At 37.4% G+C, this 23040-nt stretch carries 28 protein-coding genes and 2 riboswitches; of the genes, 24 read left to right on the top strand and 4 right to left on the bottom strand.

Features of this window, described 5'->3' with window-relative positions:
• Positions 1 to 281, bottom strand: a 281-nt coding sequence (locus TEPIDINF_RS09320; RefSeq protein ID WP_421691833.1) for an IS3 family transposase, incomplete at its 3' end; no start/stop codon positions are given.
• A gap of 74 nt (positions 282 to 355) precedes the next feature.
• The gene (locus TEPIDINF_RS09315) at positions 356 to 649 is read right to left on the bottom strand and encodes a transposase (protein WP_069799425.1); all 294 of its coding nucleotides are present in this window, start codon (positions 647 to 649) and stop codon (positions 356 to 358) included.
• Positions 650 to 765: 116 nt separating this feature from the next.
• On the opposite strand from TEPIDINF_RS09315, the gene TEPIDINF_RS09310 reads away from it, so the two are divergent.
• The 6 genes from TEPIDINF_RS09310 to ribH all read left to right on the top strand — a co-directional run bounded on the left by TEPIDINF_RS09310 (position 766) and on the right by ribH (position 5944).
• Entirely contained in the window at positions 766 to 990 is a 225-nt protein-coding gene (locus TEPIDINF_RS09310) for a hypothetical protein (RefSeq protein WP_153012040.1), read from the top strand.
• Positions 991 to 1007: 17 nt separating this feature from the next.
• The gene (locus TEPIDINF_RS09305) at positions 1008 to 2048 is read left to right on the top strand and encodes an alkaline phosphatase PhoX (protein WP_421691832.1); all 1041 of its coding nucleotides are present in this window, start codon (positions 1008 to 1010) and stop codon (positions 2046 to 2048) included.
• Positions 2049 to 2107: 59 nt separating this feature from the next.
• Positions 2108 to 2252, top strand: a riboswitch (FMN riboswitch).
• A gap of 233 nt (positions 2253 to 2485) precedes the next feature.
• Positions 2486 to 3598, top strand: a complete 1113-nt coding sequence (gene ribD, locus TEPIDINF_RS09300) for a bifunctional diaminohydroxyphosphoribosylaminopyrimidine deaminase/5-amino-6-(5-phosphoribosylamino)uracil reductase RibD (protein ID WP_421691831.1) — start codon at positions 2486 to 2488, stop codon at positions 3596 to 3598.
• Positions 3598 to 4254 carry a riboflavin synthase gene (ribE, locus tag TEPIDINF_RS09295; protein WP_421691830.1) on the top strand — a complete coding sequence of 219 codons (657 nt, stop codon included), beginning with the start codon at positions 3598 to 3600 and terminating at the stop codon, positions 4252 to 4254. Before ribD ends, ribE begins: the two co-directional genes overlap by 1 nt.
• An 18-nt stretch (positions 4255 to 4272) precedes the next feature.
• On the top strand, positions 4273 to 5466 hold the full coding sequence (locus TEPIDINF_RS09290; RefSeq protein WP_421691829.1) for a bifunctional 3,4-dihydroxy-2-butanone-4-phosphate synthase/GTP cyclohydrolase II: 1194 nt from the start codon (positions 4273 to 4275) through the stop codon (positions 5464 to 5466).
• 13 nt (positions 5467 to 5479) lie between these two features.
• Entirely contained in the window at positions 5480 to 5944 is a 465-nt protein-coding gene (ribH, locus tag TEPIDINF_RS09285; RefSeq protein WP_069800857.1) for a 6,7-dimethyl-8-ribityllumazine synthase, read from the top strand.
• A gap of 91 nt (positions 5945 to 6035) precedes the next feature.
• On the opposite strand, the gene TEPIDINF_RS09280 is transcribed toward ribH, so the two are convergent.
• Complete coding sequence (locus tag TEPIDINF_RS09280; protein WP_069800855.1) at positions 6036 to 7259, bottom strand: MFS transporter; 1224 nt, start codon at positions 7257 to 7259, stop codon at positions 6036 to 6038.
• A 223-nt stretch (positions 7260 to 7482) separates the two neighbouring features.
• Here TEPIDINF_RS09280 and TEPIDINF_RS09275 point away from each other — a divergent pair, with 223 nt between their 5' ends.
• Positions 7483 to 8019 carry a hypothetical protein gene (locus TEPIDINF_RS09275; RefSeq protein WP_068725976.1) on the top strand — a complete coding sequence of 179 codons (537 nt, stop codon included), beginning with the start codon at positions 7483 to 7485 and terminating at the stop codon, positions 8017 to 8019.
• Between the two features lie 39 nt (positions 8020 to 8058).
• Here TEPIDINF_RS09275 and TEPIDINF_RS09270 read toward each other — a convergent pair whose 3' ends face one another.
• Positions 8059 to 8196 (bottom strand): hypothetical protein, encoded by a 138-nt coding sequence (locus TEPIDINF_RS09270; RefSeq protein ID WP_161937325.1) that lies wholly within the window; start codon positions 8194 to 8196, stop codon positions 8059 to 8061.
• A gap of 77 nt (positions 8197 to 8273) precedes the next feature.
• Between TEPIDINF_RS09270 and TEPIDINF_RS09265 the strand changes: the two genes are divergently transcribed.
• The 17 genes from TEPIDINF_RS09265 to cobT all read left to right on the top strand — a co-directional run bounded on the left by TEPIDINF_RS09265 (position 8274) and on the right by cobT (position 23032).
• Positions 8274 to 8810, top strand: coding sequence for a histidine phosphatase family protein (locus tag TEPIDINF_RS09265; RefSeq protein WP_421691828.1), 537 nt, complete (start codon positions 8274 to 8276; stop codon positions 8808 to 8810).
• A 58-nt stretch (positions 8811 to 8868) separates the two neighbouring features.
• Positions 8869 to 9063: riboswitch (cobalamin riboswitch) on the top strand.
• Between the two features lie 286 nt (positions 9064 to 9349).
• Positions 9350 to 10033, top strand: a complete 684-nt coding sequence (locus TEPIDINF_RS09260) for an energy-coupling factor ABC transporter permease (protein ID WP_082732594.1) — start codon at positions 9350 to 9352, stop codon at positions 10031 to 10033.
• Entirely contained in the window at positions 9969 to 10298 is a 330-nt protein-coding gene (locus tag TEPIDINF_RS09255; protein WP_082732491.1) for an energy-coupling factor ABC transporter substrate-binding protein, read from the top strand. Before TEPIDINF_RS09260 ends, TEPIDINF_RS09255 begins: the two co-directional genes overlap by 65 nt.
• A gap of 8 nt (positions 10299 to 10306) precedes the next feature.
• Positions 10307 to 11008, top strand: a complete 702-nt coding sequence (cbiQ, locus tag TEPIDINF_RS09250) for a cobalt ECF transporter T component CbiQ (protein ID WP_421691827.1) — start codon at positions 10307 to 10309, stop codon at positions 11006 to 11008.
• A gap of 15 nt (positions 11009 to 11023) precedes the next feature.
• On the top strand, positions 11024 to 11863 hold the full coding sequence (locus TEPIDINF_RS09245) for an energy-coupling factor ABC transporter ATP-binding protein (protein WP_421691826.1): 840 nt from the start codon (positions 11024 to 11026) through the stop codon (positions 11861 to 11863).
• A gap of 15 nt (positions 11864 to 11878) precedes the next feature.
• On the top strand, positions 11879 to 12655 hold the full coding sequence (gene cobJ, locus TEPIDINF_RS09240) for a precorrin-3B C(17)-methyltransferase (RefSeq protein WP_321164168.1): 777 nt from the start codon (positions 11879 to 11881) through the stop codon (positions 12653 to 12655).
• A gap of 30 nt (positions 12656 to 12685) precedes the next feature.
• Complete coding sequence (locus TEPIDINF_RS09235; protein WP_421691825.1) at positions 12686 to 13579, top strand: sirohydrochlorin chelatase; 894 nt, start codon at positions 12686 to 12688, stop codon at positions 13577 to 13579.
• 33 nt (positions 13580 to 13612) lie between these two features.
• Positions 13613 to 14371: a precorrin-6A reductase gene (cobK, locus tag TEPIDINF_RS09230; RefSeq protein WP_068725960.1), complete on the top strand. Its 759-nt coding sequence runs from the start codon at positions 13613 to 13615 to the stop codon at positions 14369 to 14371.
• 39 nt (positions 14372 to 14410) lie between these two features.
• Complete coding sequence (locus TEPIDINF_RS09225; protein WP_421691824.1) at positions 14411 to 15073, top strand: precorrin-8X methylmutase; 663 nt, start codon at positions 14411 to 14413, stop codon at positions 15071 to 15073.
• A complete protein-coding gene (locus TEPIDINF_RS09220) occupies positions 15070 to 16167 on the top strand; it encodes a cobalt-precorrin-5B (C(1))-methyltransferase (protein WP_068725956.1) in 1098 nt (365 codons plus the stop codon). Before TEPIDINF_RS09225 ends, TEPIDINF_RS09220 begins: the two co-directional genes overlap by 4 nt.
• Positions 16155 to 17411 carry a precorrin-6y C5,15-methyltransferase (decarboxylating) subunit CbiE gene (gene cbiE, locus TEPIDINF_RS09215; protein WP_421691823.1) on the top strand — a complete coding sequence of 419 codons (1257 nt, stop codon included), beginning with the start codon at positions 16155 to 16157 and terminating at the stop codon, positions 17409 to 17411. The genes TEPIDINF_RS09220 and cbiE overlap by 13 nt, the downstream gene beginning before the upstream one ends.
• Complete coding sequence (gene cobI, locus TEPIDINF_RS09210) at positions 17398 to 18117, top strand: precorrin-2 C(20)-methyltransferase (protein ID WP_068725951.1); 720 nt, start codon at positions 17398 to 17400, stop codon at positions 18115 to 18117. The genes cbiE and cobI overlap by 14 nt, the downstream gene beginning before the upstream one ends.
• Positions 18114 to 18893, top strand: a complete 780-nt coding sequence (cobM, locus tag TEPIDINF_RS09205) for a precorrin-4 C(11)-methyltransferase (protein WP_068725949.1) — start codon at positions 18114 to 18116, stop codon at positions 18891 to 18893. The genes cobI and cobM overlap by 4 nt, the downstream gene beginning before the upstream one ends.
• Complete coding sequence (locus tag TEPIDINF_RS09200; RefSeq protein WP_421691822.1) at positions 18894 to 20000, top strand: cobalt-precorrin 5A hydrolase; 1107 nt, start codon at positions 18894 to 18896, stop codon at positions 19998 to 20000.
• A complete protein-coding gene (locus TEPIDINF_RS09195; protein WP_421691821.1) occupies positions 19997 to 21388 on the top strand; it encodes a cobyrinic acid a,c-diamide synthase CobB in 1392 nt (463 codons plus the stop codon). The genes TEPIDINF_RS09200 and TEPIDINF_RS09195 overlap by 4 nt, the downstream gene beginning before the upstream one ends.
• 27 nt (positions 21389 to 21415) lie before the next feature.
• On the top strand, positions 21416 to 21958 hold the full coding sequence (cobO, locus tag TEPIDINF_RS09190) for a cob(I)yrinic acid a,c-diamide adenosyltransferase (RefSeq protein ID WP_421691820.1): 543 nt from the start codon (positions 21416 to 21418) through the stop codon (positions 21956 to 21958).
• Positions 21959 to 21970: 12 nt separating this feature from the next.
• Positions 21971 to 23032, top strand: coding sequence for a nicotinate-nucleotide--dimethylbenzimidazole phosphoribosyltransferase (cobT, locus tag TEPIDINF_RS09185; RefSeq protein WP_421691819.1), 1062 nt, complete (start codon positions 21971 to 21973; stop codon positions 23030 to 23032).
• Positions 23033 to 23040: the final 8 nt, after the last annotated feature.

Raw genomic sequence — 23040 nt, 5'->3', positions numbered from 1 at the left:
TTTTTTAACTTATTATCAAAATCAGGATCAATAGTTGTTCTAATATAAGGTCGAACCCAAATAGCTTTAATATTTTCTTCACGCATATAGTTACCAACCGTTTTTTCTGCTATTACATGACCTCTTGACTGAAGTATAGACGTTATTTTAGGTGCTCCATATATCTGATGGGACTCATTATAAATTTGTATAATTTCCGCTTTTACCTGTTGCTTCCTTTTTTCTTGGTTGGATGGTATTCTTTTAACCCAACTGTAATATCCTGATGAAGAAACGCCCAATAGTTTGAGCACACTGTTAACAGAAATCTTGCGCTCCTCCGATACTAACTTTGTTTCTGTATAAATAGATTCTGTTAATTGTTCAGTATGCCTATAGCCTTTTTTAAGATGTCTAACGCATCCTTTGAATCTTTTAATTCTTTCTTTAAACGAGCAATTTCTTTCTCAGCGTCTGAGCTATAATTACCTGATCCTCTGTGATTAACGGTACCATTGTTTGTATTAGCATTTAATACCCACTTACTTATTGCAGATTTACTAACTTTTAGATCTCCTGCTACTTGTTCTAGGCTTTTGCCTGATGAATGATAATAGTTTACAGCATCCTGCTTAAATTCAGCACTGTATTGTTTCTTTTGATTTCCCATTAAACATTTCCCCCTGGTTCAGTTATATTTATTTTATACTAAACTTAGGAAAAATCTCTATTTAAGTTGTCCTATTTTTATTCTAGCATCAACCAATAAAAGGACGATCAAATGCCTTGATGATCCATATCAATGTAAAAGGGCGAACAGGGTACAACTTTGATTTTATGTGTACCTATAAGGATCCACGAGAAGTAGATGTGGACGTGATCAATGTGGGGACAACGGGTCTTATTGATGATCAGCATAAAAATGTAGCTAAAGAACTTATTCATGATTATACTCGACATATTCATGAATGTGCTCAGGCTGTACAATCTATGACGCACCAACCAAATTAGGTGGCAATCCATTAAGTTTGCTTACTCATTATGAATATATTTCAAGAGACCAAACTGGTAATTCAGCCTATGGACAAGTTCCAGCTTCTATCAGTTTAAGTACGATTGATCAGAATAGAACAACAGGTGAATTAAAGGTTGTTGATTTGAAAAAAGTAGATTTTTCAAAAGTAGATGGATTATGGATACCATGTAATGGTTCTGTAACACCTTGGAATACTCACCTAAGTAGTGAAGAATACGATGCAGATGCACGTGCTTATGAAGCAGACCAAAATAAAACCTTTGTTGGTTTTTTTACAAAAAATTATTTTCAAGACGAAAATAAAGTAGGTAATCCTTACGCATATGGATATATTCCAGAAGTAGTGGTACGCCCTGATAACTCTACAACAGTTGTAAAACATTACAGCATGGGGAGATTTTCTCATGAATTAGGTAAAGTTGCTCCAGATGGAAAAACCGTATTCTTTGGTGATGATGGTACAAATACTATGTTGTTTATGTATGTAGCGGACAATGCTCAGGATCTATCTGCTGGTACCTTATATGCTGCAAAATGGATCCAAACAAGTGATCAAAATGGTGGGGTTGCTAATCTAAAATGGATTAAATTAGGTCATGCAACAGATGAAGAAATTAAATCATACATTGATAAAGGAATAAAGTTTAGTGATATTTTCGAAACCGCTGATCAAGATACAGAAGGGTTTAGTAAGATTAAAACGTACCCAAGCGGAAATGTAGAATGGTTAAAAGTAAAACCTGGAATGGAAAAAGCTGCAGCATTTTTAGAGTCCCGCCGTTATGGTGCGATGTTAGAAAAAGGTATGTTAAAGGATGAAAATGGATTAGATCCACAAGATGATATTCAATTACCAAAATTAAAAGCTGGTGCCACCTATGAACTTGCTTTGAAAGCTGGACAAAAGGACAGTGAGAATAATCACATTGATAGCAGTTATGTTCCAGCAACAATGAAAGGTTTAATCATAGGTGAAGATTTGCTAGTCCCAGATGAAAAGGGAAACACTGCTGTCGTTGCCATAACTACTTAAACAAAATTACATTTGCAGATTTATTAGAAAAGGTATAAGATAGAATCAAATAAGTTAAATAAATCCTTCGGGGTCGGGTGAAATTCCCAACCGGCGGTAATCAGGGATAACCTGTAGTCCGCGACCCAATACGTCTTTTGATGTGTTGGCTGATTCGGTGAGATTCCGAAACCGACAGTAAAGTCTGGATGGGAGAAGGATATGATAAGGTGAATTCTATCCATAGATGTGTAAATTCAGAAAATGCCGCTTTGTCTTTTTTCTGAATTGCATTTTGTCTTGTTTTTATGGCTATATTCTATCCATTTGAAAATTCACATTATCTATCTTACTTAACATAAAACCCTGAAGCATGATGCTTTGGGGTCTTTTTTTCTAAATTTATGGGGCCTACAAAAGTAATCGGAGTATGCATTTTAAAGGAAAAGGAGATAAACATGAACGATCGGGATTATATGAAAATAGCCCTTGATTTGGCAAAGGGAACCAAAGGGCAAACCTCCCCCAATCCAGTTGTAGGAGCGGTGATTGTTAATCAGGGTCGTATCGTTGGAATGGGAGCACATTTAAAAGCAGGCCAACCTCATGCGGAAGTTCATGCATTAAATATGGCAGGTTCACTTGCTAAAAATAGCACACTTTATGTAACACTTGAACCTTGTAGTCATTTTGGTCGAACTCCTCCATGTGCAGAACGAATCGTTGCTGAACAAGTCAAAAGAGTAGTTGTGGCCACCTTAGACCCGAATCCGTTAGTTTCAGGGATGGGTATTGATTTATTAGAAAAGGCTGGTATAGAAGTTACCGTAGGAGTCTTAGAACAAGAAGCAAAACAGCTTAATGAAAGCTTTAACAAGTATATTACAACCCGTATGCCATTTGTTACCGTAAAAACCGCGATGACCCTTGATGGGAAAATCGCTACTTATACGGGAAGTAGCAAATGGATCACAGGGGAAAAGTCGAGAGAATATGTTCATCAGCTAAGACATGAGCATGATGCGATTATGGTTGGGATTGGGACAATTTTAAAAGATAATCCTTCCTTAACGGTACGAACTGAAGTAGAAGGACTTAACCCTATTCGAATTGTGGTCGATTCAAAATTGAGAATTCCATTAGATGCAAAGGTAGTAATAGATGGAAAAGCACCTACATGGATTTTCACAACGAATCATGTATCAGAGCAGAAAATAAATGAGTTAACAAAAATGGGTATCCAAGTCATCGTAACAAAAGGGGAAGAAAGTGTTCCGTTGCAAGAAGTGCTTCAATATTTAGGTAAAAATCATGTAACATCCGTATTTGTTGAAGGGGGATCAACCTTAACGGGTAGTTTATTTGACCATGGATTGATAGATAAATATATAGGATTTATTGCTCCAAAATTAGTAGGAGGTTTTCAATCCCTAACAAGTATTGGTGGGGAAGGAAAAACGATGATGACTCAAGCCGTTCCCTTAACCAACATTTCTATCCAACAGTTTGAAGATGACTTTTGCATCATGGGGTATCCTATCTTTTCATCAAGCGAAGGGGGGGAAGGTTAATGTTTACCGGATTGATTGAAGAAGTGGGAAGGATTAAAAACATAACTCGTTCGGGCGATGCCATGGTACTTACGATTGAAGCAAAAGAAATTTTAGAGGATGTGTCAATTGGGGATAGTATCGCTGTAAACGGAATTTGTTTAACGGTGACCTCTTACCAATCTTTTTCCTTCACTGTCGATGTCATGCCTGAAACGATGCATCGTACGAATCTGAAGGATTTAAAGGTTGGTAGTTTAGTAAATCTAGAAAGAGCAATGACACCCAATCGAAGGTTTGGTGGTCATTTTGTTGCCGGACATATCGATGGAGTAGCTACATTGCATGGAAAAAAGCCAGTAGATAATGCGATTTATTTTACTTTTCATGCGAATCCCTCTTTAACAAATTACATGGTTCCCAAAGGTTCGATCGCAATTGATGGGATTAGTTTAACGCTTGTTGATGTAGAGAAAAACCAATTTTCAGTTTCGATCATTCCTCATACCCTTCAACAAACCAATTTGGTATCAAAACAGATCGGGCAAACCGTAAATATTGAGGTGGATATGATTGGGAAATTTGTAGAGAAATACGTGACCAATCTGTTGGAACAGCGATCAAATGAGAAAACCAGTTTAACTGAAGATTTTTTAAAAGAGAATGGATTTGCTTAAAAAGTAGGGGGGCTTAAAATGTTTGCTACTATTGAAGAAGCAATAGAAGAGTTACAACAAGGAAAAGTGATTATTGTTGTGGATGATGAAGATCGTGAGAACGAAGGAGATTTTATCGCATTGGCAGAAAAGGCAACTCCAGAAGTAATCAATTTTATGATTAGGCATGGTAGAGGCTTGGTTTGTGTACCGATTACAAAAGAAAGAGCAAATGAATTAAATTTATCACCTATGGTAGAGAATAATACGGATCCCCATGGTACTGCATTTACTGTATCTATTGATTATAAAGAAAGTACAACAGGTATCTCTGCATATGAACGTTCACAAACGATACAAGCATTATTAAATTCTAAAACAAAGTCAGAGGACTTCCGAAGACCAGGTCACGTTTTCCCGTTGATTGCACGTGAAGGCGGTGTGTTAAGACGTGCAGGCCATACCGAGGCTGCTGTTGATCTAGCAAAATTGGCTGGCGCTTATCCTGCTGGAGTGATCTGTGAAGTCATCAAGGAAGATGGAACGATGGCAAGAGTACCAGATTTACAGCAAGTTGCAAAAGATCATGAACTAAAAATAATTACGATTGCTGATTTGATTAAATATCGCAAAGAAAAAGAAACATTGGTTCAACGTGAAGTAGAAGTCAATTTGCCAACCGAATATGGAACTTTTAAAGTGATTGCTTACACTAATAAGGTGGATGATAAGGAACATCTAGCCTTAGTGAAGGGCGAGATCAATCAGGATACACCGACACTCGTTCGTGTACATTCCGAATGTTTAACAGGGGATATTTTTGGGTCATTTCGCTGTGATTGTGGTCCACAGCTTCATGCTGCATTAAGACAAATTGAAGAAGCTGGACAAGGTGTTCTATTGTATATGCGACAGGAAGGTAGAGGGATTGGGCTAATCAATAAGTTAAGAGCCTATCAGTTGCAAGATCAAGGCTTTGATACGGTTGAAGCTAACCACAAGTTAGGATTTCCTGCTGATTTAAGAGACTATGGCATTGGAGCACAAATCTTAAAAGATCTAGGAGTAGGAAAGATACGCTTATTAACCAATAACCCTAGGAAAATAAAAGGGTTAGAAGGTCATGGTTTAGAAGTCGTGGAACGTGTTCCCTTACTGATTAAGCCAAATAAAGATAATCTTCGTTATTTACAAACGAAAAAAAGCAAATTAGGCCATTTATTACATGTTTAGAGGAGGAATTCAAATGGGAAAAGTATATGAAGGTCATTTAGTAGGAACAGGATTAAAAATGGGAATTGTGGTTTCGCGTTTTAATGAATTTATAACTAGTAAATTATTAAATGGAGCTAAAGATGCACTCATTCGTCACGGAGTGGAAGAGAAACAGATTGAAGTGCTTTGGGTACCTGGAGCTTTTGAGATTCCACTCGCTGCGAAGAAAATGGCTAATTCTAAAAAGTATGATGCAGTCATTACATTAGGAGCAGTGATTCGTGGGGCCACACCTCATTTTGAATATGTCTCTTCTGAGGTTGCAAAAGGAACGGCAGCGATTAGTTTGCAAGCAGATGTTCCAGTAATCTTTGGTGTGTTAACAACTGATTCGATTGAACAAGCGATTGAAAGGGCAGGAACGAAGGCTGGGAATAAAGGTTGGGAAGCTGCGATTTCTGCAATTGAAATGGCAAATGTGTTAAAGCAAATCTAATACCTATAAGAACAGATCGAAGCACAGAGAGTGAAAATGGCTACTACCATAACGAATTTGGTAGTAGCCATCCATATTTTTATCATATTTTTTAATTTGTAGTTTCAGGCTTCGTTTCCTTGCCAACAAACCATAAAACGATGATTCCTACCATAATCGTGATTGTGAAAATAAGGAAGATACTTTGATAACTCATTTCTTCACCTATCAATACACCTACAAGTAAGGGAGCAATAATACTACCGATTCTACCAAATCCAGCGGCTGCACCAGAACCAGATCCGCGAATAACTCCAGGGTAATTTTCAGGCGTATAGGCATAAAGTCCACCCCAAGCCCCTAAATTAAAGAAAGATAATAAGGAACCCCATATTAGTAATGAAGTGGTTTCTGAACTTGAACCAAAGAACCATGCACTTAGTGCTGTGCCTAATAAGAAAATCATCAGTACTGGTTTTCTTCCCCATTTTTCAATCAAATAAGCAGCTGTAAAGTATCCGGGAACTTGTGCAAGAGTCATCATCAACACATACTCAAAAGAACGAATCATATCAAAGCCTTTATCAACAAGGACAGAAGGTAACCATAAAAACATGCCATAATAGGAAAAGGCGATGACAAACCATAAAGTCCATAAAGTAACCGTTTCTTTGCTATATTGGGTAAATAAGAGTTTGATATTTTTGTTTTTTAATTGTTTCTTATTCTGTTGCGCTAAAAAGACAGGTGACTCAGGTACCTGTTTACGGATTAAAGCAGCATATATAGCGGGTAGACCACCAATGATTAATGCAGCTCGCCAACCTAAATTTGGATTAGGAATAACGTAATAAGCAAGGATAGCGGCTAAGATCCAGCCAATGGCCCAAAAGCTTTCTAGCAGAACAACTGCCCTTCCTCTACTATGTTCTGGAGCATGTTCACTCACTAAAGTAGAGGCAACAGGTAATTCGGCACCAATTCCTAAACCAATAAGAAAACGGAATATTAACATAACAACAAAAGTAGTCGCTAATGCACTAGTGGCTGTCGCTATACCAAATAATAATAGAGTATATAGAAAAATGGGTTTTCTTCCTATGCGGTCAGCAAGTATTCCACCTAACGTAGCACCTATAGCCATACCGATTAAATTAATCGTACCAAGCCAGCCTGATAATGATGGAGTTAGACCCCATTCTTTAGATAAAGCCACCATAATAAAAGATAATAGCCCCACATCCATCGCATCAAACGCCCAGCCAATCCCAGCAACACCAATCAATCTTTTGTATTCTTGATTTGATTCAGTCGCTTCAAATGCAGATGTACTCATTTAATCCCCCTCATTTCTATTGCTATATGTATATTTATGTGTCTTTACACATGATATTACATGATGATGAGGATATTGTCTAGTATTAAGTTGGTTTTTTTTCAATTTTTTTATTTTTCTTCATATTCTTTAGAAGCAGATTAAGTGTTATCTAACACCAAAAACAATATAAATAGTGTTAAAATAGTATTAAAAACAATAGTTTGTTGATGTAGGAGGATTTATGAAAAAAGGAATGAACTATGGGTTATTTATGATGACAACAATGGGACTAAGCCATATTCCTAATCAATCTATTGTGCTCCTTTCTTATGGAATTGGTTTTATTTGGAGTCTAACTATGGTATGGAGCAATTTGTCTAAAGCGAGATGGGATTGGTTTTTTTCAAGTACATTAACTTGGCATTTAATCGGTCTTGGCTATTATTTATTTACACGTGATATTTTTTCTGTTGTAGATTATACTGGTCAAGTAGTATCTTTTTCTTTTGCAATCAATTCTGTCTTTTCACTATTTACAAACTTGCCATTTACTTCAATGTTTGATCGTAGTTATCAGGAAAGGTATGTTCCTGTAAAAGAAGTGTTATTACATAGGCAAGCAACTATGTTTTGGAGTGTTATCATTCTTTGTAATGGAACCTTTACACTATTTCTTCAAAGATTATTGCATCATAATGTATCACTCTTATCGATGGTGATTGTTGTGATTGGTATCTTTGTGATTAAAAAATGGCTAAACTTTCGCCTTCAAAATTAATTTTTTATCTTATAGGGACTTCACTAAAGAAGGATTCGACTACGTTTTTGAGAAATCCTCAGAATAAGCAATCAGGACAACGTGATCATCTAACACATGATTTATTTTTTCTTCAAGTTGGGTGATCTCTTTTAATAGTTCGGGATGGTTATTTAGATTTGTAAAATGGTAATTCATTAATATCCCTCCTTAGAAATAGTATGGTGGGAATTTCTAGAATTATACTTATGAATGAATTGGAATAGAGGGAATGTATGTTAAAAGTAATCTTAATGCGGCATGGAGAATCGGAATGGAATGTGTTTAACCGAATTCAGGGGATTCAACAAGTTTCTTTAACCAATAAAGGGAAAAAACAGATTGAAAAAGCTTGCTTCGATTTACTTTCGAACAGAAAAATACAAGTTACCAAAATTATAACCAGCCCATTACATCGAGCAAAAGAATCGGCAAGTATTTGTCAACGTATATTAAACCTTCCACTGGTTGAGCTTGATTATTTTCGGGAACGTTCATTTGGTGAATTAGAAGGGAAAATATTACAGGAGATTCGATTACAATATAAAATCAGGGATATTGAAGAACTGGAAGACAACCGATTTAGTATCGAACCGGTCCAGAGTTTACTTGATCGAATCCATACAGGGCTCAAAGAATTAAAAGTAACCCACCCAAATGAAAACCTTTTGATTATCACCCATGGAAGTGTCATCAAATGGATCTTTGAAAAATACCAAGCTGAGAATATAGGTATTATTCCTAATGGGGAATATCGATGTATCAAGATATAAAATGAAAAAGTTTGTTGACATGCTATCAGATATGGGTTATATATAAAGTTAATAAAATTAAATATCGTTGGAAATAGGTTCCAAGTTATGCAATGATAACTTGGATTAAAAGGGAAGTCGGTGAAAATCCGACACGGTCCCGCCACTGTAACGAGGAGTCTGTATAAATCATTGCCACTGATTGAAAAATTGGGAAGGCCTTATACAGACGGTGAATCGAAGTCAGGAGACCTGCCTATTTTCAAAACACAAAACCCTACGGGAGATAGGGGAGTGTTTGTCGTTTCAGTGCCATATCAGCATTGATTACACATTAGAACACTTCAACGCTTTCCTTGTAAAACGAATAGAAGTGTTTTTCTTGTGAAATAGGTGATATGGTGGAGAATATTCACTAGAGCACATCAAGCACTTCTATCTTTAGGGTAGGGGTGCTTATTTTATTGGAGGGAGGAATTGATTTGCAAAATCGATCATTTAGTGTTGAGGTTTTGTTATTAACGATTTATTTTTTGTTCATTCCACAGTCTGCTTATGCGATGCATATCATGGAAGGTTTTTTGCCGGTTAAATGGGCTGCTTTTTGGTGGGTACTTTCTACTCCGTTTTTCTTGTTTGGAGTGAAAAGGATTCGTATCGTTATCAAAGAAAATCCTCAGTTTAAATTACTACTTGGTGTAATAGGGGCGTTTACTTTTGCTTTATCTGCTCTAAAGCTACCATCAGTTACAGGGAGTAGTAGTCACATGACAGGTGTAGGATTAGGCGCGATCTTATTCGGTCCAGCGATCATGAGTGTAATTGGGGGAATTGTTTTACTTTTTCAGGCTCTTTTACTCGCCCATGGTGGAATTACCACTTTAGGTGCTAATCTTTTTTCGATGGCGATTACTGGGCCAATATTTGCTGTAGGTACGTATCATGTTTTTAAACGTTTGCTCCATAGAGATAAGCTTGCAATCTTTTTGGCAGCAAGTTTAGGGGATCTAATGACTTATGTTGTGACTTCACTTCAATTATCTCTAGCGTTTCCTTCACAAATTGGTGGAGTGATGGAATCATTTCAAAAATTTTTTACGATCTTTGCTGTTACTCAGGTGCCGTTAGCGATGATTGAAGGAATCATTACAGTTATTGTTATTCAACTTTTAAAGCAAAATCATCAGCAAGAACTGCAATTTCTTTTACAAAAAGAAAGGAGGTTTTTTACTTGGGGTAAATAAAAAAATACTACTTAGTGTATTCGTTTTGTTCCTTATTCTCTTTTTACAAAATTTTTTAGGAAATCTTGAATTTGCTGGGACGGATGATCAAGCACAAGGAGTAATTTCATCGATAGATCGAGATTATCAACCATGGATTACAAATTTGTTTTTTCAACCGAATGAGACAATGGAAAAGCTCCTTTTTTCCGTTCAAGCTATTTTAGGATTCGGTGTTCTCATTTATGGAATTGGTTTTTATCAAAGGAAGGATAAAAACAGGTGAGAAATTAAATGTTGAAAATTGATCAAATTGCGTATACCAATCGTTTCATTCGACTTGATCCTTTAATCAAATTGGCATTTGTGTTTGTAAGTTTTATTTTTTCTTTTTTGTTTCATTGGGTTGGCGATCTTATGATCTGGGTTATTACTGTTACGATTACTATCGGTTTTGCCAAAGTGCCATGGAAAGATTATCTAACATTATTGCTAGGGATGGGTCTTTTTCTAGGAGTAAGCCTAATTAGCATTATGCTATCCATTTCTCCATCACCAAAAATGATGTTGGGCTTTCTTTCCATCGGCCCTTATTTTATTGGTATTACGAAACAAGGAATAGAAACAGCAGGAAGTATATTTTTTCAATCACTGTCTAACACGGCAAGTTTACTTTTTCTTATACTGACGACTCCGTTTCATGACTTAATAAAAGTAATGGAAAAATTGAAAATTCCTGTTGATCTTCTCGAAATTGCGAAGCTCATCTATCGTTTTCTATTTGTTTTGTTAGATACAGCCTATCAGATGAAAATGGCACAAACTTCACGGCTTGGCTATAAAAACTTTACTCGTTCACTTTATTCATTTTCTGCTTTATTATCACAACTTTTTATAAATTCTTTAGAGCGTTATCAAAAATGGGCAATCGGTTTAGAAAGTAGAGGAGTGATTGAAAGTTCTATTGTAGCTGATCAAGCCAATACCGAAGTATAAAAGGACGGAAAGCAGATGGAATCATCAATCATCGAATTGGAAAATGTAATATATCAATATCCGAATGGTACGGTAGCACTTGATCGCCTTACCTTAAAGATCTCGAATAGCAAAAAGGCGGCGCTAATTGGCCATAATGGCGCTGGGAAATCAACACTTTTAGGTCATATTAACGGCATTTACCGACCAACAACAGGTAAAGTGATCGTCAATCAAAAAGAAATAAGGTATTCTCGTTTGGAATTAAATCGATTAAGAAGGAAGGTGGGGATTGTTTTTCAAGATCCAGAACAGCAACTCTTCTCGTCAAATGTTTGGGAGGATATAGCCTATGGACTCAAAAATTTGAACGTTCCCGACAAAATAATTCAAGAAAAAGTTCAGTTCATCATGGAATATTTACATATCACTCATTTAGTACAGAGGCCAATCCATTATCTTAGTTTAGGTGAGAAAAAATTAGTAGCTTTAGCTGGAGTCTTGGTGATGGAACCAGAGATTTTATTATTAGATGAACCTACAGCTTATCTTGAACCGAAGGCTATCGAACGATTGATCCAATTTTTAGAAGAAGAATCAAGCTCCAAGTTAATCCTTTTATCTACTCATGATTTGGAATTGGCTTATCAATGGGCCGATCATCTTATTGTTTTAAAAAATGGAAAAAAATTAAAAGAAGGAACACCTATGGAGATTTTTTCTGACGCAACAATATTAAGGGAATCTGGCTTAAAACTGCCAATTTTATTGGAAATATACCAAGAGTTATTAAAACAGAAACGAATCGATTCTTCAATAAAACCACCAACTTCATCTACTGAATTATTATCTTTATTACATAACATCTGTAAATAAAAAGTGAAAGGAAATATGGACAAAATGGGAACGATTAGACATCTATTCATTGTTGGAATTGGACCTGGAAGTGCTGAATTAATGACAAAACAAGCACAACTTGCCATTGAAAAAAGTGAAGTTATTGTTGGGTATCGAACTTATATCGATCTTATCCTACCATATATACAGGGAAAAGAAGTGGTTGCCACAGGAATGACCAAAGAGATCGAAAGAGCAGAAATCGCGATTGATCTAGCAAAAAAGGGAAAGAAAGTAGCTGTTATCTCTAGCGGAGATGCCGGGGTATATGGAATGGCAGGGCTTATTTACGAAATGATCGCAGCAAGAGAGGAAAAAATATCTGTTCAAATTGAAGTCATCCCTGGTATATCAGCAGTCAACGCAGCTGCGGCTTTACTAGGAGCACCGCTTATGAATGATTATTGTACCATCAGTCTGAGCGACCTTTTAACACCATGGGAACAAATTGAAAAAAGAATTCGTCTGGCTGCAGATGCAGATTTTGTCATCGCCCTTTATAATCCAAAAAGTAAGAAAAGAATTCTACCGATCCAAAAAACGCAAGAAATTTTATTACAATACCGCTCGGTTGATACACCAGTAGGCATTGTGAAGAATGCGTATCGTGACGATCAAGAAGTCATCGTAACGACTTTAGGAGAAATGCTCCATCATGAGATGAATATGGTAACCACGATTATTATTGGCAGTTCGGACACTTTTAAATTTGATCAAAAAATCGTGACACCACGTGGTTATCAAAATAAATACAGTTTAACAGAACGCTAACAAAAAATGATAAATTTTGGGGGAGAAGAAATGGAAGCCATTTTATTTGTCGGGCATGGGAGTCGAGATTCAGAAGGAAATGAAGAAGTACTTCGTTTTACAGAAAAAGTAGCACAAAGAATCCGAGGAATAAAATCGGTACCGATTATTGAAACTTGTTTTTTAGAATTAACCACTCCCACAGTTTCTGAAGGAATGGATCAATGTATTCGTCAAGGAGCAACAAAAGTGGCGCTCGTTCCTATTATTCTTTTTTCCGCTGGTCATGCTAAAATACATATTCCTTATGAGATTGATCAAGCAAAAGTGAAATATCCAGGTATCACTTTTACATACGGAAGGCCTATCGCGATTCATGAAGTAACGTTACAAATTCTCACAGATCGTCTGAAAGAAATAGGTTTTCAAGGAGAAAGCGGGGAACAAAGAAAAGAGGAAGCCATTTTATTAGTGGGGAGGGGAAGTAGTGATCCCGATGCAAACAGCGATCTTTACAAAATCATGCGGTTATTATGGGAACGGATCCCAGTTAAGTGGGTGGAACCTGCTTTCATGGGAATAACAGAGCCGACGTTTACAGAAGGAATGGAAAGATGTATTGCGACAGGGGCAAAAAACATTTATATCTTACCTTTTTTCTTATTTACGGGGATATTGATCAAACGAATGGATCAAATGATCGAACATTATCAACAATTATATCCAAACCGAAAGATCAAAAGAGCTCCATATCTAGGGCTTGATCACAAATTAATCGATGTTCTCACTGACCGTGCCTTTGAAGCATTAGAGGGGAAACCAGCCCTTAATTGTGACCAATGTATGTACCGTATTAACTTCATCCATCATTCGCATCATTCTCATCATCATGATCACCATGATCACGTACATCACCATAATGGTCATCATCACCATCATGAATAAGTGAACAAGAACCATAAGCAGAGGTTAGATAAAATGTTGGTATTAGCAGGAACAAAAGATGCAAGAGAACTAACTGCTTTTTTACTTCAACATAATAAGAAGGTATCCGTAAGTGTGGTCACAGAACAAGCTGCCCAAAAATATAAATCTCTAAACATCCCCATTAATATTGGAAGGTTAACGAAAGAACAAATGCTAGAAATGGTCCTTGCAAAGAAATTTAAGGCCATTATTGATGCGACACATCCTTATGCAGAACTCGTTTCAAAATATGCGATGGAAGTAGCAAAAGAAGTAAAAATACCTTATTTACGGTATGAGCGGCCGTCAACAGTTCTAAATGAGAACCAATACCTTCATTTCGTATCTTCCTATTTAGAAGCCATTGAATGGATCAGAGAAAAAAAAGGTGTTGTATTCGTAACTACAGGAATCAATAAAATTGATCGATTTGCAAAGTCATTGTTAGGGGAGCCAAATATTCGGCTTATTTTTCGCATCTTGCCTACGGCAGAGAACCTACAAAAGTGCGAATCATTAGGAATACCAAAGGAAAATATCATTGCCATGCAAGGAACATTTTCAGCTGGATTGAACCAAGCCATCTATAAAGAATATGGAATCAATCTTCTAATTACAAAGGAAAGTGGGAAAGAAGGAGGATTTTTAGAAAAGGTAGAGAGTGCCATTCAAATGGGAATTGAGACGATCGTGATACAAAGGCCCAAACTACAATATCCAATTGTGTTTCATCATTTTGAAGATTTATTGAAATACCTAGAGAAACACTAGTAAATGAGTTGTAAATGAAATCAACGAAAGGTGAGGGATATGGATTTTTTCGTAGAATTTTCGCCAATAACGACTCAACCTCAGGAGATTGAGTTGAAAAGTTTTGAAATGATAGAAGAAGAAATCGGTAATCATTCCTTTTCAGATGCACAATTTCCAATTGTCAAAAGGGTGATTCATACGACCGCGGATTTTGAATTAGGGAGAAGTTTACGATTTCATCCAGAAGCAGTGAAAGCGGGTATCTTCGCAATTCGCCAAGGAAAAAAAATTGTGACGGATGTGGAAATGGTAAAAGCAGGAATCCATCAATCTCGCATCACTCATTTTGGTGGACAAATCATTTGTCATATACGGGATGAGGATGTAGTCAAGAAAGCGAAAGAACAAAACACGACGCGTTCGATTATTGCCATGCAAAAGGCAACAAGTCAAATAGAGGGTGGGATTTTTGCCATCGGAAATGCACCAACAGCACTTCTAGAACTGATTCGGCTGATAAAATTGAAAAAAGCAAAGCCCGATCTCATCATCGGCGTTCCTGTTGGCTTTGTATCTGCAAAAGAATCAAAGGAAGAATTACAGAAATTAGATGTTCCCTATATTACCAATCAGGGAAGAAAGGGTGGAAGCCCAGTGGCTGCAGCAATTGTGAATGCTCTCTCACTGATGGCTCAACAAGTTGATAAGGATGTAGAATGAGTAAGAAAAAAGGATTACGAAGCGGATATACCACAGGAGCCTGTGCAACTGCTGCAACAAAAGCAGCTTTACTTATGTTAATTGAGCAGAGCCAAATTCTTGATATTGAAATCCAGTTGCCGATTGGTGAGAAGGTTAGATTTCCCATTCAAAACTCTACGTATAGCCTAACCTTTGCAATGGCAGGTGTGATCAAAGATGCAGGCGATGATCCAGATGTCACCCACGGAGCGCTAATTTTGTCAACCGTTTCATGGCTTAATGAAGAAAGAATCGAGATAGACGGTGGAAAAGGGGTTGGTCGAGTAACCAAACCTGGATTACCGGTCCCTATTGGCGAAGCAGCAATCAATCCTGTTCCAAGACGCATGATCGAGAAAGAAGTAAAACAGCTATTAAATTTTTATCAACTTACAAAAGGTGTAAAAGTGGTCATTTCGGTACCCAATGGTGAAGAGTTAGCGAAAAAAACATTAAATCCTAGATTGGGGATTATTGGTGGGATTTCCATTTTAGGATCAAGAGGTACGGTGATTCCTTACTCTCATGATGCTTACCAGGCTAGTATTGTTCAAGCGATTCGTGTTGCCAGAATCAATGGCATCGACCATTTTATTTTAACGACTGGGAGTACAAGTGAAAAGATCGCGCAAAACATTTTTAAGGAAAAAGAGGAAATGGCCTTTGTTCAAATGGGTGAATTTGTTGGTTTTGCTTTAAAACAAGCGAAAAGATTAGGAACAAAAAAGGTGACCATCTTAGGGATGATTGGAAAACTATCCAAAGTTGCGCAAGGGAAAATGATGGTTCATTCAAAAGAGTCGAGTATTGATTTTCAATTTTTAGCTAATATTGCAAACCGGCTTCACTTTTCAGATTCTGTTCAAGCACAAATTCGACAAGCCAATACGGCTGCATGGGTTGAGAAAATCATCATCGAAGAAAATAGACCATCTTTTTTTGCAGAAATTTGCCGTTTAGTCGCTTTAGAGAGTCTTTCTTATATTCAAGGAGGATTAATCCTAGAGGTCATTCTTGTTTCAAAATTGGGAAGAGTTCTTGGGAGGGTGGAGATGGATGAATGGAAAAAATGAAGATCATTGGTATCGGTGATGATGGAGAAAATGGAATTTTTCCTCACTACCGAAAATGGATTGCCGAAGCAGATATTTTAGTAGGTGGAGAAAGACAACTTTCCTATTTTCCCGATTTTCAAAAAGAAAAATGGATTTTAAGAGGGGATTTACCATTTATCCTACATCGTTTGAAGGAGAAAGCAATCAACAAAAAGGTGGTTGTTCTTGCTTCAGGTGATCCACTTTTTTATGGAATTGGCCGTTTATTTCTTGACATTATAGGGTACGAAAATCTATCGATCTATCCTCACCTAAGTTCAGTTCAATTAGCATTTGCTAGGTTGGGAGATTCTTGGCAGGATAGTTATATTGAAAGTTTACATGGGAGGTCATTGACAGGGTTAGCCCAAAGAATCGATGGAAAAGCAAAGATTGCTCTGTTAACGGATGCTGTCCATTCACCAACAATGATTGCGCAGTATCTACTAATCTATGGATTTGATGAGTATGAAATGTTTATTGGTGAACACCTTGGTGGAAAAAATGAAAAGATTTATCTCTTATCTCTTGAAGAAGCGGGTGATCAAACATTCGCGCCGTTAAATATCGTCATAATGCGGAAACGAAAAGAAATTCCAGCCGTTCAAAGTTGGAATTTAGGAATCGAAGACGAAGAATTTTATCAAAAAAAGCCAAAAAAAGGATTAATAACCAAAAAAGAGATACGGGTATTAAGTTTAGTAGAAATGAAATTAAGATCAGGAGATATTCTTTGGGATATTGGAGCTGGGTCAGGTTCTGTTTCCATTGAAGCATCCAAATATCAGCCAGATACTGAAGTTTATGCGATTGAAAAAGACATTGAGAATATAGATTTTATCAAAAAAAATATGAAGAAGTTTCGTACGGATTTTACAGTTATCCATGGGGAGGCCCCAGATTGTTTAAACGATCTTCCCGATCCAGATGTGATTTTTGTTGGAGGGAGCAATGGGAGGTTAGAAGAAATCCTCCAGCTAGGCTGTCATCGGCTGAAGCAAAACGGAAGGGTGATTGTGAACGCCATTACGATGGAAACATTGATAGAAACATTACATTTTTTTGAAAATAGGGGATGTTCACCGAAAATTACACTTGTGCAGATTGCTCGAAGTAAGCCGATTGCTAGTAAAACAGGATTTGAGAGTTTAAATCCAATCTATATTGTCACAGCAACGAATCCAAAAGGAAAAAGAAAGGAAGAAGTAGATGGAAGAGCATAAAATCGGACAATTTTTTGGTATTGGCATTGGCCCTGGCGATCCCGAACTTCTCACATTAAAAGCATTACGGGTGATCAAAAATTCACCGGTGATTGCTTTTCCAATAAAGGCGGTAAATGAGACGAGTTATGCTTTGTCGATTGTAAGGAACTTTATTGATATAAAACGGCAGCAATTACTTCCTTTACTGTTCCCGATGACCAAAAATAAAGAAATCATCGAACAGCAATGGAAAGAAGCAACAGAAGCAGTATTTCGCCACTTACAGCAGGGAAAGGATGTTGCCTTCCTTACAGAAGGAGACCCTTTATTTTATAGTACATTTATTCATCTTTATCGATATATGGGACTCCTTCATCCAGAGGTTACCGTCCAATCGATTCCGGGAATTTCTTCAATTTTTGGTGCCGCGGCTTCATTACATTTACCATTGGCTGATGGCGATGCACAGGTCGGAATTATTCCAGCTACGAGAAATAAAGATCACATGAAAAAAGCGATTGAACTACATGAAACGATTATTTTCCTAAAAATAGCAAAAGTCCTTGATTTATTGGTCGATGTTTTAATCGAAACCAATACCTTAGAAAAGGCTGCAATAGTCACAAAAGCAACTTCAAACGAAGAAATCATCTATAAAAACGTTTTAGATTTAAAAGGAAAAGAGTTGCCCTATTTGTCATTAATGGTGGTGAAGAGAACATGATGAAAGAAAATAAGGTTTATTTCGTTGGAGCAGGACCTGGAGACCCTGATCTCATCACAGTAAAAGGGTTAAAATTACTGCAACAAGCAGATGTGATTCTTTATACCGATTCTTTAATCCATCCTTCTTTATTAGATAGGGTAAAAAAAGGAGCAAAAACGATTAAAACAGCTGGGCTTACCTTGGAACAACAAATAGAGATGATCGTTGAAGAAGTTCAAAAAGGAAGTCTTGTTGTTCGCTTACATACTGGGGATCCTTCAATTTTTAGTACGACATCTGAACAAATGAGACGATTGCAACGGGAAGGTATCGATTATGAGATCATCCCTGGTGTAAGTTCCGTTTTTGCGGCTGCTGCACAAATCAAGGCGGAGCTTACCATTCCAGAACTCACTCAGACGTTAATCATTACAAGAATAGAAGGAAGAACCCCTGTACCAGAAAAGGAGAAATTAAGAGAATTAGCACGTCACCATAGTACCCTTGCATTATTTTTAAGTTCATCATTTATTGAAAAAGTCGTAGAGGAATTAAGATTCGCTGGATGGGCAGAAGATACACCGATTGTGGTTGTATATCGTGCGACTTGGGAGGATCAAAAAATGATCCAAAGTACATTGGCAAAAGTGGTAGAAGAATTGAAGAAAGAGAATATTCACTCCCATGCGATGATTTTGGCCGGCAACGTTTTTCAAAATCATCTGGATATCGATAAAAATCGTTCCAAATTGTATGATGGTCGATTTAGCCACGGATATCGAAAAGGGGAGTAAATGGTGAAGAAAGCATATGGGATTGTGGCAATTACAAAAAAAGGAGTAAGTCAAGCACGATTTCTGCATGAGCAATTACCTGATAGTGATCTTTATTATCCCAAAAAATGGGTTTTCGGAGATGAAGAAGAAAAGGGTATTTACGTAGTTGATGGTAGTATGGCAACGCTCTTATCTTCCTTATTTTTATCCTATCGAGGATTGATCTTATTTATGGCTCTTGGAGCTGTTGTGCGAATAATTGCTCCACTTATCAAGGACAAAAGGACTGATCCGGCAGTTGTTGTCTTAGATGACATTGGCCAGTATGTCATTAGTGTCTTATCTGGACACTTAGGAGGGGCTAACCATTTAGCCAATCAAGTATCCAATTTAATAGGGGCTATTCCAGTTATTACCACTTCGTCTGATGTGAACCAAAAATTAGCTGTTGATTTGCTAGGAGTTCAATATGGTTGGCAGCTAGACTCTGTACAACATGTTACTGCGGTAAGTGCAGCGGTTGTGAATGACGAAAAAATAGCGATGATTCAAGAAGTTGGAGAAAGGGATTGGTGGCCTTCTTCGATTCCTCGTTCTGAACAATTTACGTTTTATTCTTCGATATCAAGTGAAAGTAGAATTAAGGAAGATTATCAAGGGGCAATTGTCATTACCGATCGATTACTTGACCAAGATGAATGGAGTCATCTCCCTGAGAAGACCATTCTCTTCCGTCCGAAAACATTAGTGGTTGGAATCGGATGTAATCGTGGTACATCAGCTTCGGAAATCGAGTCTGTTATCTTTTCAACGTTAGAAGAGGAAGGATTGTCTTGGAAGAGTATTAACCATCTCGCAACCATTGATTTAAAAAGGGATGAATTAGGATTATTAGAGATTCGTCAAAAGTATCAATGGCCAATCGTTTTCTATACAAAAGATAAATTAAATCAGGTATCCATTCAACACCCTTCAGAAACGGTTTATCGTCATATTGGGGTTTATGGGGTGAGTGAACCTGCTGCTAGTTTATCTGCTAGAACGAATCAACTTCTATTGCAAAAGAAAAAAGCAGGGAATGTTACGATTTCCATTGGTAGATTAGAGAAAGGAGGAAATGGATGAAAACACAGATTCCAAGAGTTGTCATTGCTGGGACAGGAAGTGGAGTAGGGAAAACGACGTTAACGATTGGTATAATGGCTGCTCTAGTAAAAAGAGGAATCACTGTTCAAGGGTTTAAAGTAGGACCCGATTATATTGATCCTACATATCACACTGCAGTGACAAAAAGGGAGTCAAGGAATCTTGATACTTGGATGGTTGATTCAGAAATCATGAAGGAAATCTTTATCCGCGGTTCACTTGGTGCAGATCTTGCAATAATTGAGGGTGTAATGGGTTTTTTTGATGGCAAAGACCCTCTAAGTGACAGAGGAAGTACTGCGGAAATTAGTCGATTATTAAACGCTCCAGTCGTTTTGGTCATCAATGCAGAGGGAGTAGCCCGAAGTGCTGCAGCGATGGTCCTTGGGTTTAAGCGAATGGATTCCCGGATAAATATTGCCGGAGTGGTTGTCAATCAAGTAGGAGGATATCGACATTATCAATTGGTAAAAAAGGCGATCGAAGATGTGACAGGAATTCCAGTGATTGGTTATTTAATCAAAAATCAAATCATGAGTATACCGGAAAGACATTTAGGACTTGTTCCAGCAATTGAACGAGGGGAACTTAATCCATTATTTCAACAATTAGCAGGATCGATAGAAGAGCATATTGATCTCGATCAATTCGTACAAATTGCCAAAAAAGCAAAGGAAGTCATTGTTAACCATAGTCCTATGTTCCAATCACTTTCTGAGCGACGTTATCCTATCACCATTGCTGTGGCTAAAGATGAAGCATTTCATTTCTATTATCCAGAGAATTTAGAGCTACTAGAACAATACGGAGCAAGAATTCAATACTTTAGCCCCTTAGCCGGAGAAACCATTCCTGTTGATGCAGATGGATTGTATATCGGAGGAGGATTTCCGGAAGAATTTGCTGCTCAATTAACAGTCCAGAAAAAGATAATCGCGGATTTTCGGGAAAAGATCAGTCAGGGAATGCCAACATTTGCCGAATGTGGCGGTTATATGTTCTTAACTGAGGAGATTATTGATCACAATGGAAATTCGTATGAGATGGTTGGGATCATTCCAGCGAAAGTTCAAATGCAACAACGTTTGGCTGCATTAGGATATCGGGAAATCACAGCACTTACGCAACAAGTATTATTAAACAAAGGAGAGACAGCAAGAGGACACGAATTTCACTATTCTAGATTAATTCCAACGATTGAAAACTACCCATATGCGTATAAGGTAAAGGGATTAGGTGGAGAATTTTCGGATGGTTACCATCAGGAAAATCTAGTAGCTGGATATACACACTTCTACTTTCCTTCAAATCCGAATGTGGTTATTCATTGGTTAGAAAAAGCAGTTGAATATCAAAAAAAAAGATAAATTCACTTGAAGAAAGGAGAGAAATTGATGAAAGAAACGAAAAAAGGCTTAACGATCATTTATACGGGAAACGGAAAAGGAAAAACGACAGCTGCAATTGGACTAGCCGTTCGAGCATTCGGTCAGGGTCTAAAGGTAGGCATCTTTCAATTTATCAAATCACCTGAAAGGGATTATGGAGAAAAAAAGACATTAGAGAAGTTAGGGATTGAGATTATTCAATTAGGTATCGGCTTTACCTGGACGAAAACGGCAGAGGAACATCGTCAAGCGTTAAACAGGGCTTGGGAATTAGTTAAAGAAAAAACAATGTCGGGTTCTTACGATCTAATTGTATTAGACGAGTTGAATAATGCTTTAGCAATCACTGATTTTCCCATCGATGATGTTCTTCCACTAAAAGAAGTGATTCAATTACTTCAACAAAGACCAAAAGCGTTACATGTGGTGATTACAGGTCGTAATGTTAAACCAGAACTCATCAACCAAGCAGATCTTGTTTCTGAAATTCAAGAAGTAAAACATTACTATAATGAAGGAATTCCAGCTGTCAAAGGAATTGAATATTGAGGAGGAAAGAACATGAATTGGCAAACGGCTATTGATCAGATTCAATTGTTAGATGTGAATGTAATGAAAGAAGCAGAGACCCATTTAGATCAATTGACAAAACCACAGGGTAGTTTGGGAATGTTAGAAGATTTGGCCATTCAATTGGCAGGCATTTATCAGACGACTCGTTTCCGTGTTGACCCGATTACAAGTTTTGTTTTTGTAGGGGACCATGGAGTAACAGAAGAGGGAGTTTCCGCTTTTCCTTCCGAAGTGACGACACAAATGGTTCATAATTTTCTTCATGGTGGAGCGGCGATTAATGTGTTAACACGCCAACACGATGTGTCGTTAAAAGTGGTCGATGTGGGAATGAAAGATTCCATCGATAATCCCCTCTTAATCCAAAAGAAAATTGGACAAGGCACCCGGAATTTTCTCAAAGAAAAAGCGATGACCAAACAAGAAGCAATAGAGGCGATTCAAGTCGGATTTGATTTAGGGGTGATGGAAGTAGAAAATGGTGCAAAAGGATTAGCAATTGGAGAAATGGGGATTGGAAATACCACATCGAGTGCAGCGATTGCAGCTTCATTGCTAAAAAGACCTCTTGATGAAGTCGTTGGTAGAGGGACTGGTTTGGATTCAGATCAGTGGTTGCATAAAAAAAAGGTCATTCAACAAGCATTACAATTCCATAACCTACAGTCTAATGATCCAATCGAGGTTCTTGCTACATTTGGTGGTTATGAAATTGCAGCGATGACAGGGATGATTTTGTCTGCTGCTTATAAGCGAGTTCCTATTCTGCTCGATGGTTTTAATACGGGTGCTTCGGCATTGATTGCAGCAAAGATTGAAACAAAGAGTGTACTTTATATGATTGCTTCCCATCAATCTGAGGAGCCAGGACATCGACATACGTTACAAGCGTTGCAAATTTATCCATTATTACAATTGAACCTACGACTAGGGGAAGGAACAGGTGCAATCCTAGCTCTTCCAATACTTCGTTCTGCTCAACATCTATTTCAAGAAATGGCTACCTTTGAAGAGGCAAACGTAGCAAATAAAATCGTATCTCAAAACTAACGACAGAG

Source organism: Tepidibacillus infernus, assembly GCF_048898065.1.
Lineage (GTDB): Bacteria > Bacillota > Bacilli > Tepidibacillales > Tepidibacillaceae > Tepidibacillus_B > Tepidibacillus_B infernus.
This window is presented reverse-complemented; position numbering and strand designations above follow the sequence as displayed.

Bases quoted from the DNA above. Each gene is read 5' to 3' on its own strand.
- TEPIDINF_RS09315 (WP_069799425.1), bottom strand. From the start codon at position 649: ATGGGAAATCAAAAGAAACAATACAGTGCTGAATTTAAGCAGGATGCT.
- ribD (WP_421691831.1), top strand. From the start codon at position 2,486: ATGAACGATCGGGATTATATGAAAATAGCCCTTGATTTGGCAAAGGGA.
- ribE (WP_421691830.1), top strand. From the start codon at position 3,598: ATGTTTACCGGATTGATTGAAGAAGTGGGAAGGATTAAAAACATAACT.
- TEPIDINF_RS09290 (WP_421691829.1), top strand. From the start codon at position 4,273: ATGTTTGCTACTATTGAAGAAGCAATAGAAGAGTTACAACAAGGAAAA.
- ribH (WP_069800857.1), top strand. From the start codon at position 5,480: ATGGGAAAAGTATATGAAGGTCATTTAGTAGGAACAGGATTAAAAATG.
- TEPIDINF_RS09280 (WP_069800855.1), bottom strand. From the start codon at position 7,259: ATGAGTACATCTGCATTTGAAGCGACTGAATCAAATCAAGAATACAAA.
- TEPIDINF_RS09275 (WP_068725976.1), top strand. From the start codon at position 7,483: ATGAAAAAAGGAATGAACTATGGGTTATTTATGATGACAACAATGGGA.
- TEPIDINF_RS09270 (WP_161937325.1), bottom strand. From the start codon at position 8,196: ATGAATTACCATTTTACAAATCTAAATAACCATCCCGAACTATTAAAA.
- TEPIDINF_RS09265 (WP_421691828.1), top strand. From the start codon at position 8,274: ATGTTAAAAGTAATCTTAATGCGGCATGGAGAATCGGAATGGAATGTG.
- TEPIDINF_RS09260 (WP_082732594.1), top strand. From the start codon at position 9,350: ATGCATATCATGGAAGGTTTTTTGCCGGTTAAATGGGCTGCTTTTTGG.
- cbiQ (WP_421691827.1), top strand. From the start codon at position 10,307: ATGTTGAAAATTGATCAAATTGCGTATACCAATCGTTTCATTCGACTT.
- TEPIDINF_RS09245 (WP_421691826.1), top strand. From the start codon at position 11,024: ATGGAATCATCAATCATCGAATTGGAAAATGTAATATATCAATATCCG.
- cobJ (WP_321164168.1), top strand. From the start codon at position 11,879: ATGGACAAAATGGGAACGATTAGACATCTATTCATTGTTGGAATTGGA.
- TEPIDINF_RS09235 (WP_421691825.1), top strand. From the start codon at position 12,686: ATGGAAGCCATTTTATTTGTCGGGCATGGGAGTCGAGATTCAGAAGGA.
- cobK (WP_068725960.1), top strand. From the start codon at position 13,613: ATGTTGGTATTAGCAGGAACAAAAGATGCAAGAGAACTAACTGCTTTT.
- TEPIDINF_RS09225 (WP_421691824.1), top strand. From the start codon at position 14,411: ATGGATTTTTTCGTAGAATTTTCGCCAATAACGACTCAACCTCAGGAG.
- TEPIDINF_RS09220 (WP_068725956.1), top strand. From the start codon at position 15,070: ATGAGTAAGAAAAAAGGATTACGAAGCGGATATACCACAGGAGCCTGT.
- cbiE (WP_421691823.1), top strand. From the start codon at position 16,155: ATGGAAAAAATGAAGATCATTGGTATCGGTGATGATGGAGAAAATGGA.
- cobI (WP_068725951.1), top strand. From the start codon at position 17,398: ATGGAAGAGCATAAAATCGGACAATTTTTTGGTATTGGCATTGGCCCT.
- cobM (WP_068725949.1), top strand. From the start codon at position 18,114: ATGATGAAAGAAAATAAGGTTTATTTCGTTGGAGCAGGACCTGGAGAC.
- TEPIDINF_RS09200 (WP_421691822.1), top strand. From the start codon at position 18,894: ATGGTGAAGAAAGCATATGGGATTGTGGCAATTACAAAAAAAGGAGTA.
- TEPIDINF_RS09195 (WP_421691821.1), top strand. From the start codon at position 19,997: ATGAAAACACAGATTCCAAGAGTTGTCATTGCTGGGACAGGAAGTGGA.
- cobO (WP_421691820.1), top strand. From the start codon at position 21,416: ATGAAAGAAACGAAAAAAGGCTTAACGATCATTTATACGGGAAACGGA.
- cobT (WP_421691819.1), top strand. From the start codon at position 21,971: ATGAATTGGCAAACGGCTATTGATCAGATTCAATTGTTAGATGTGAAT.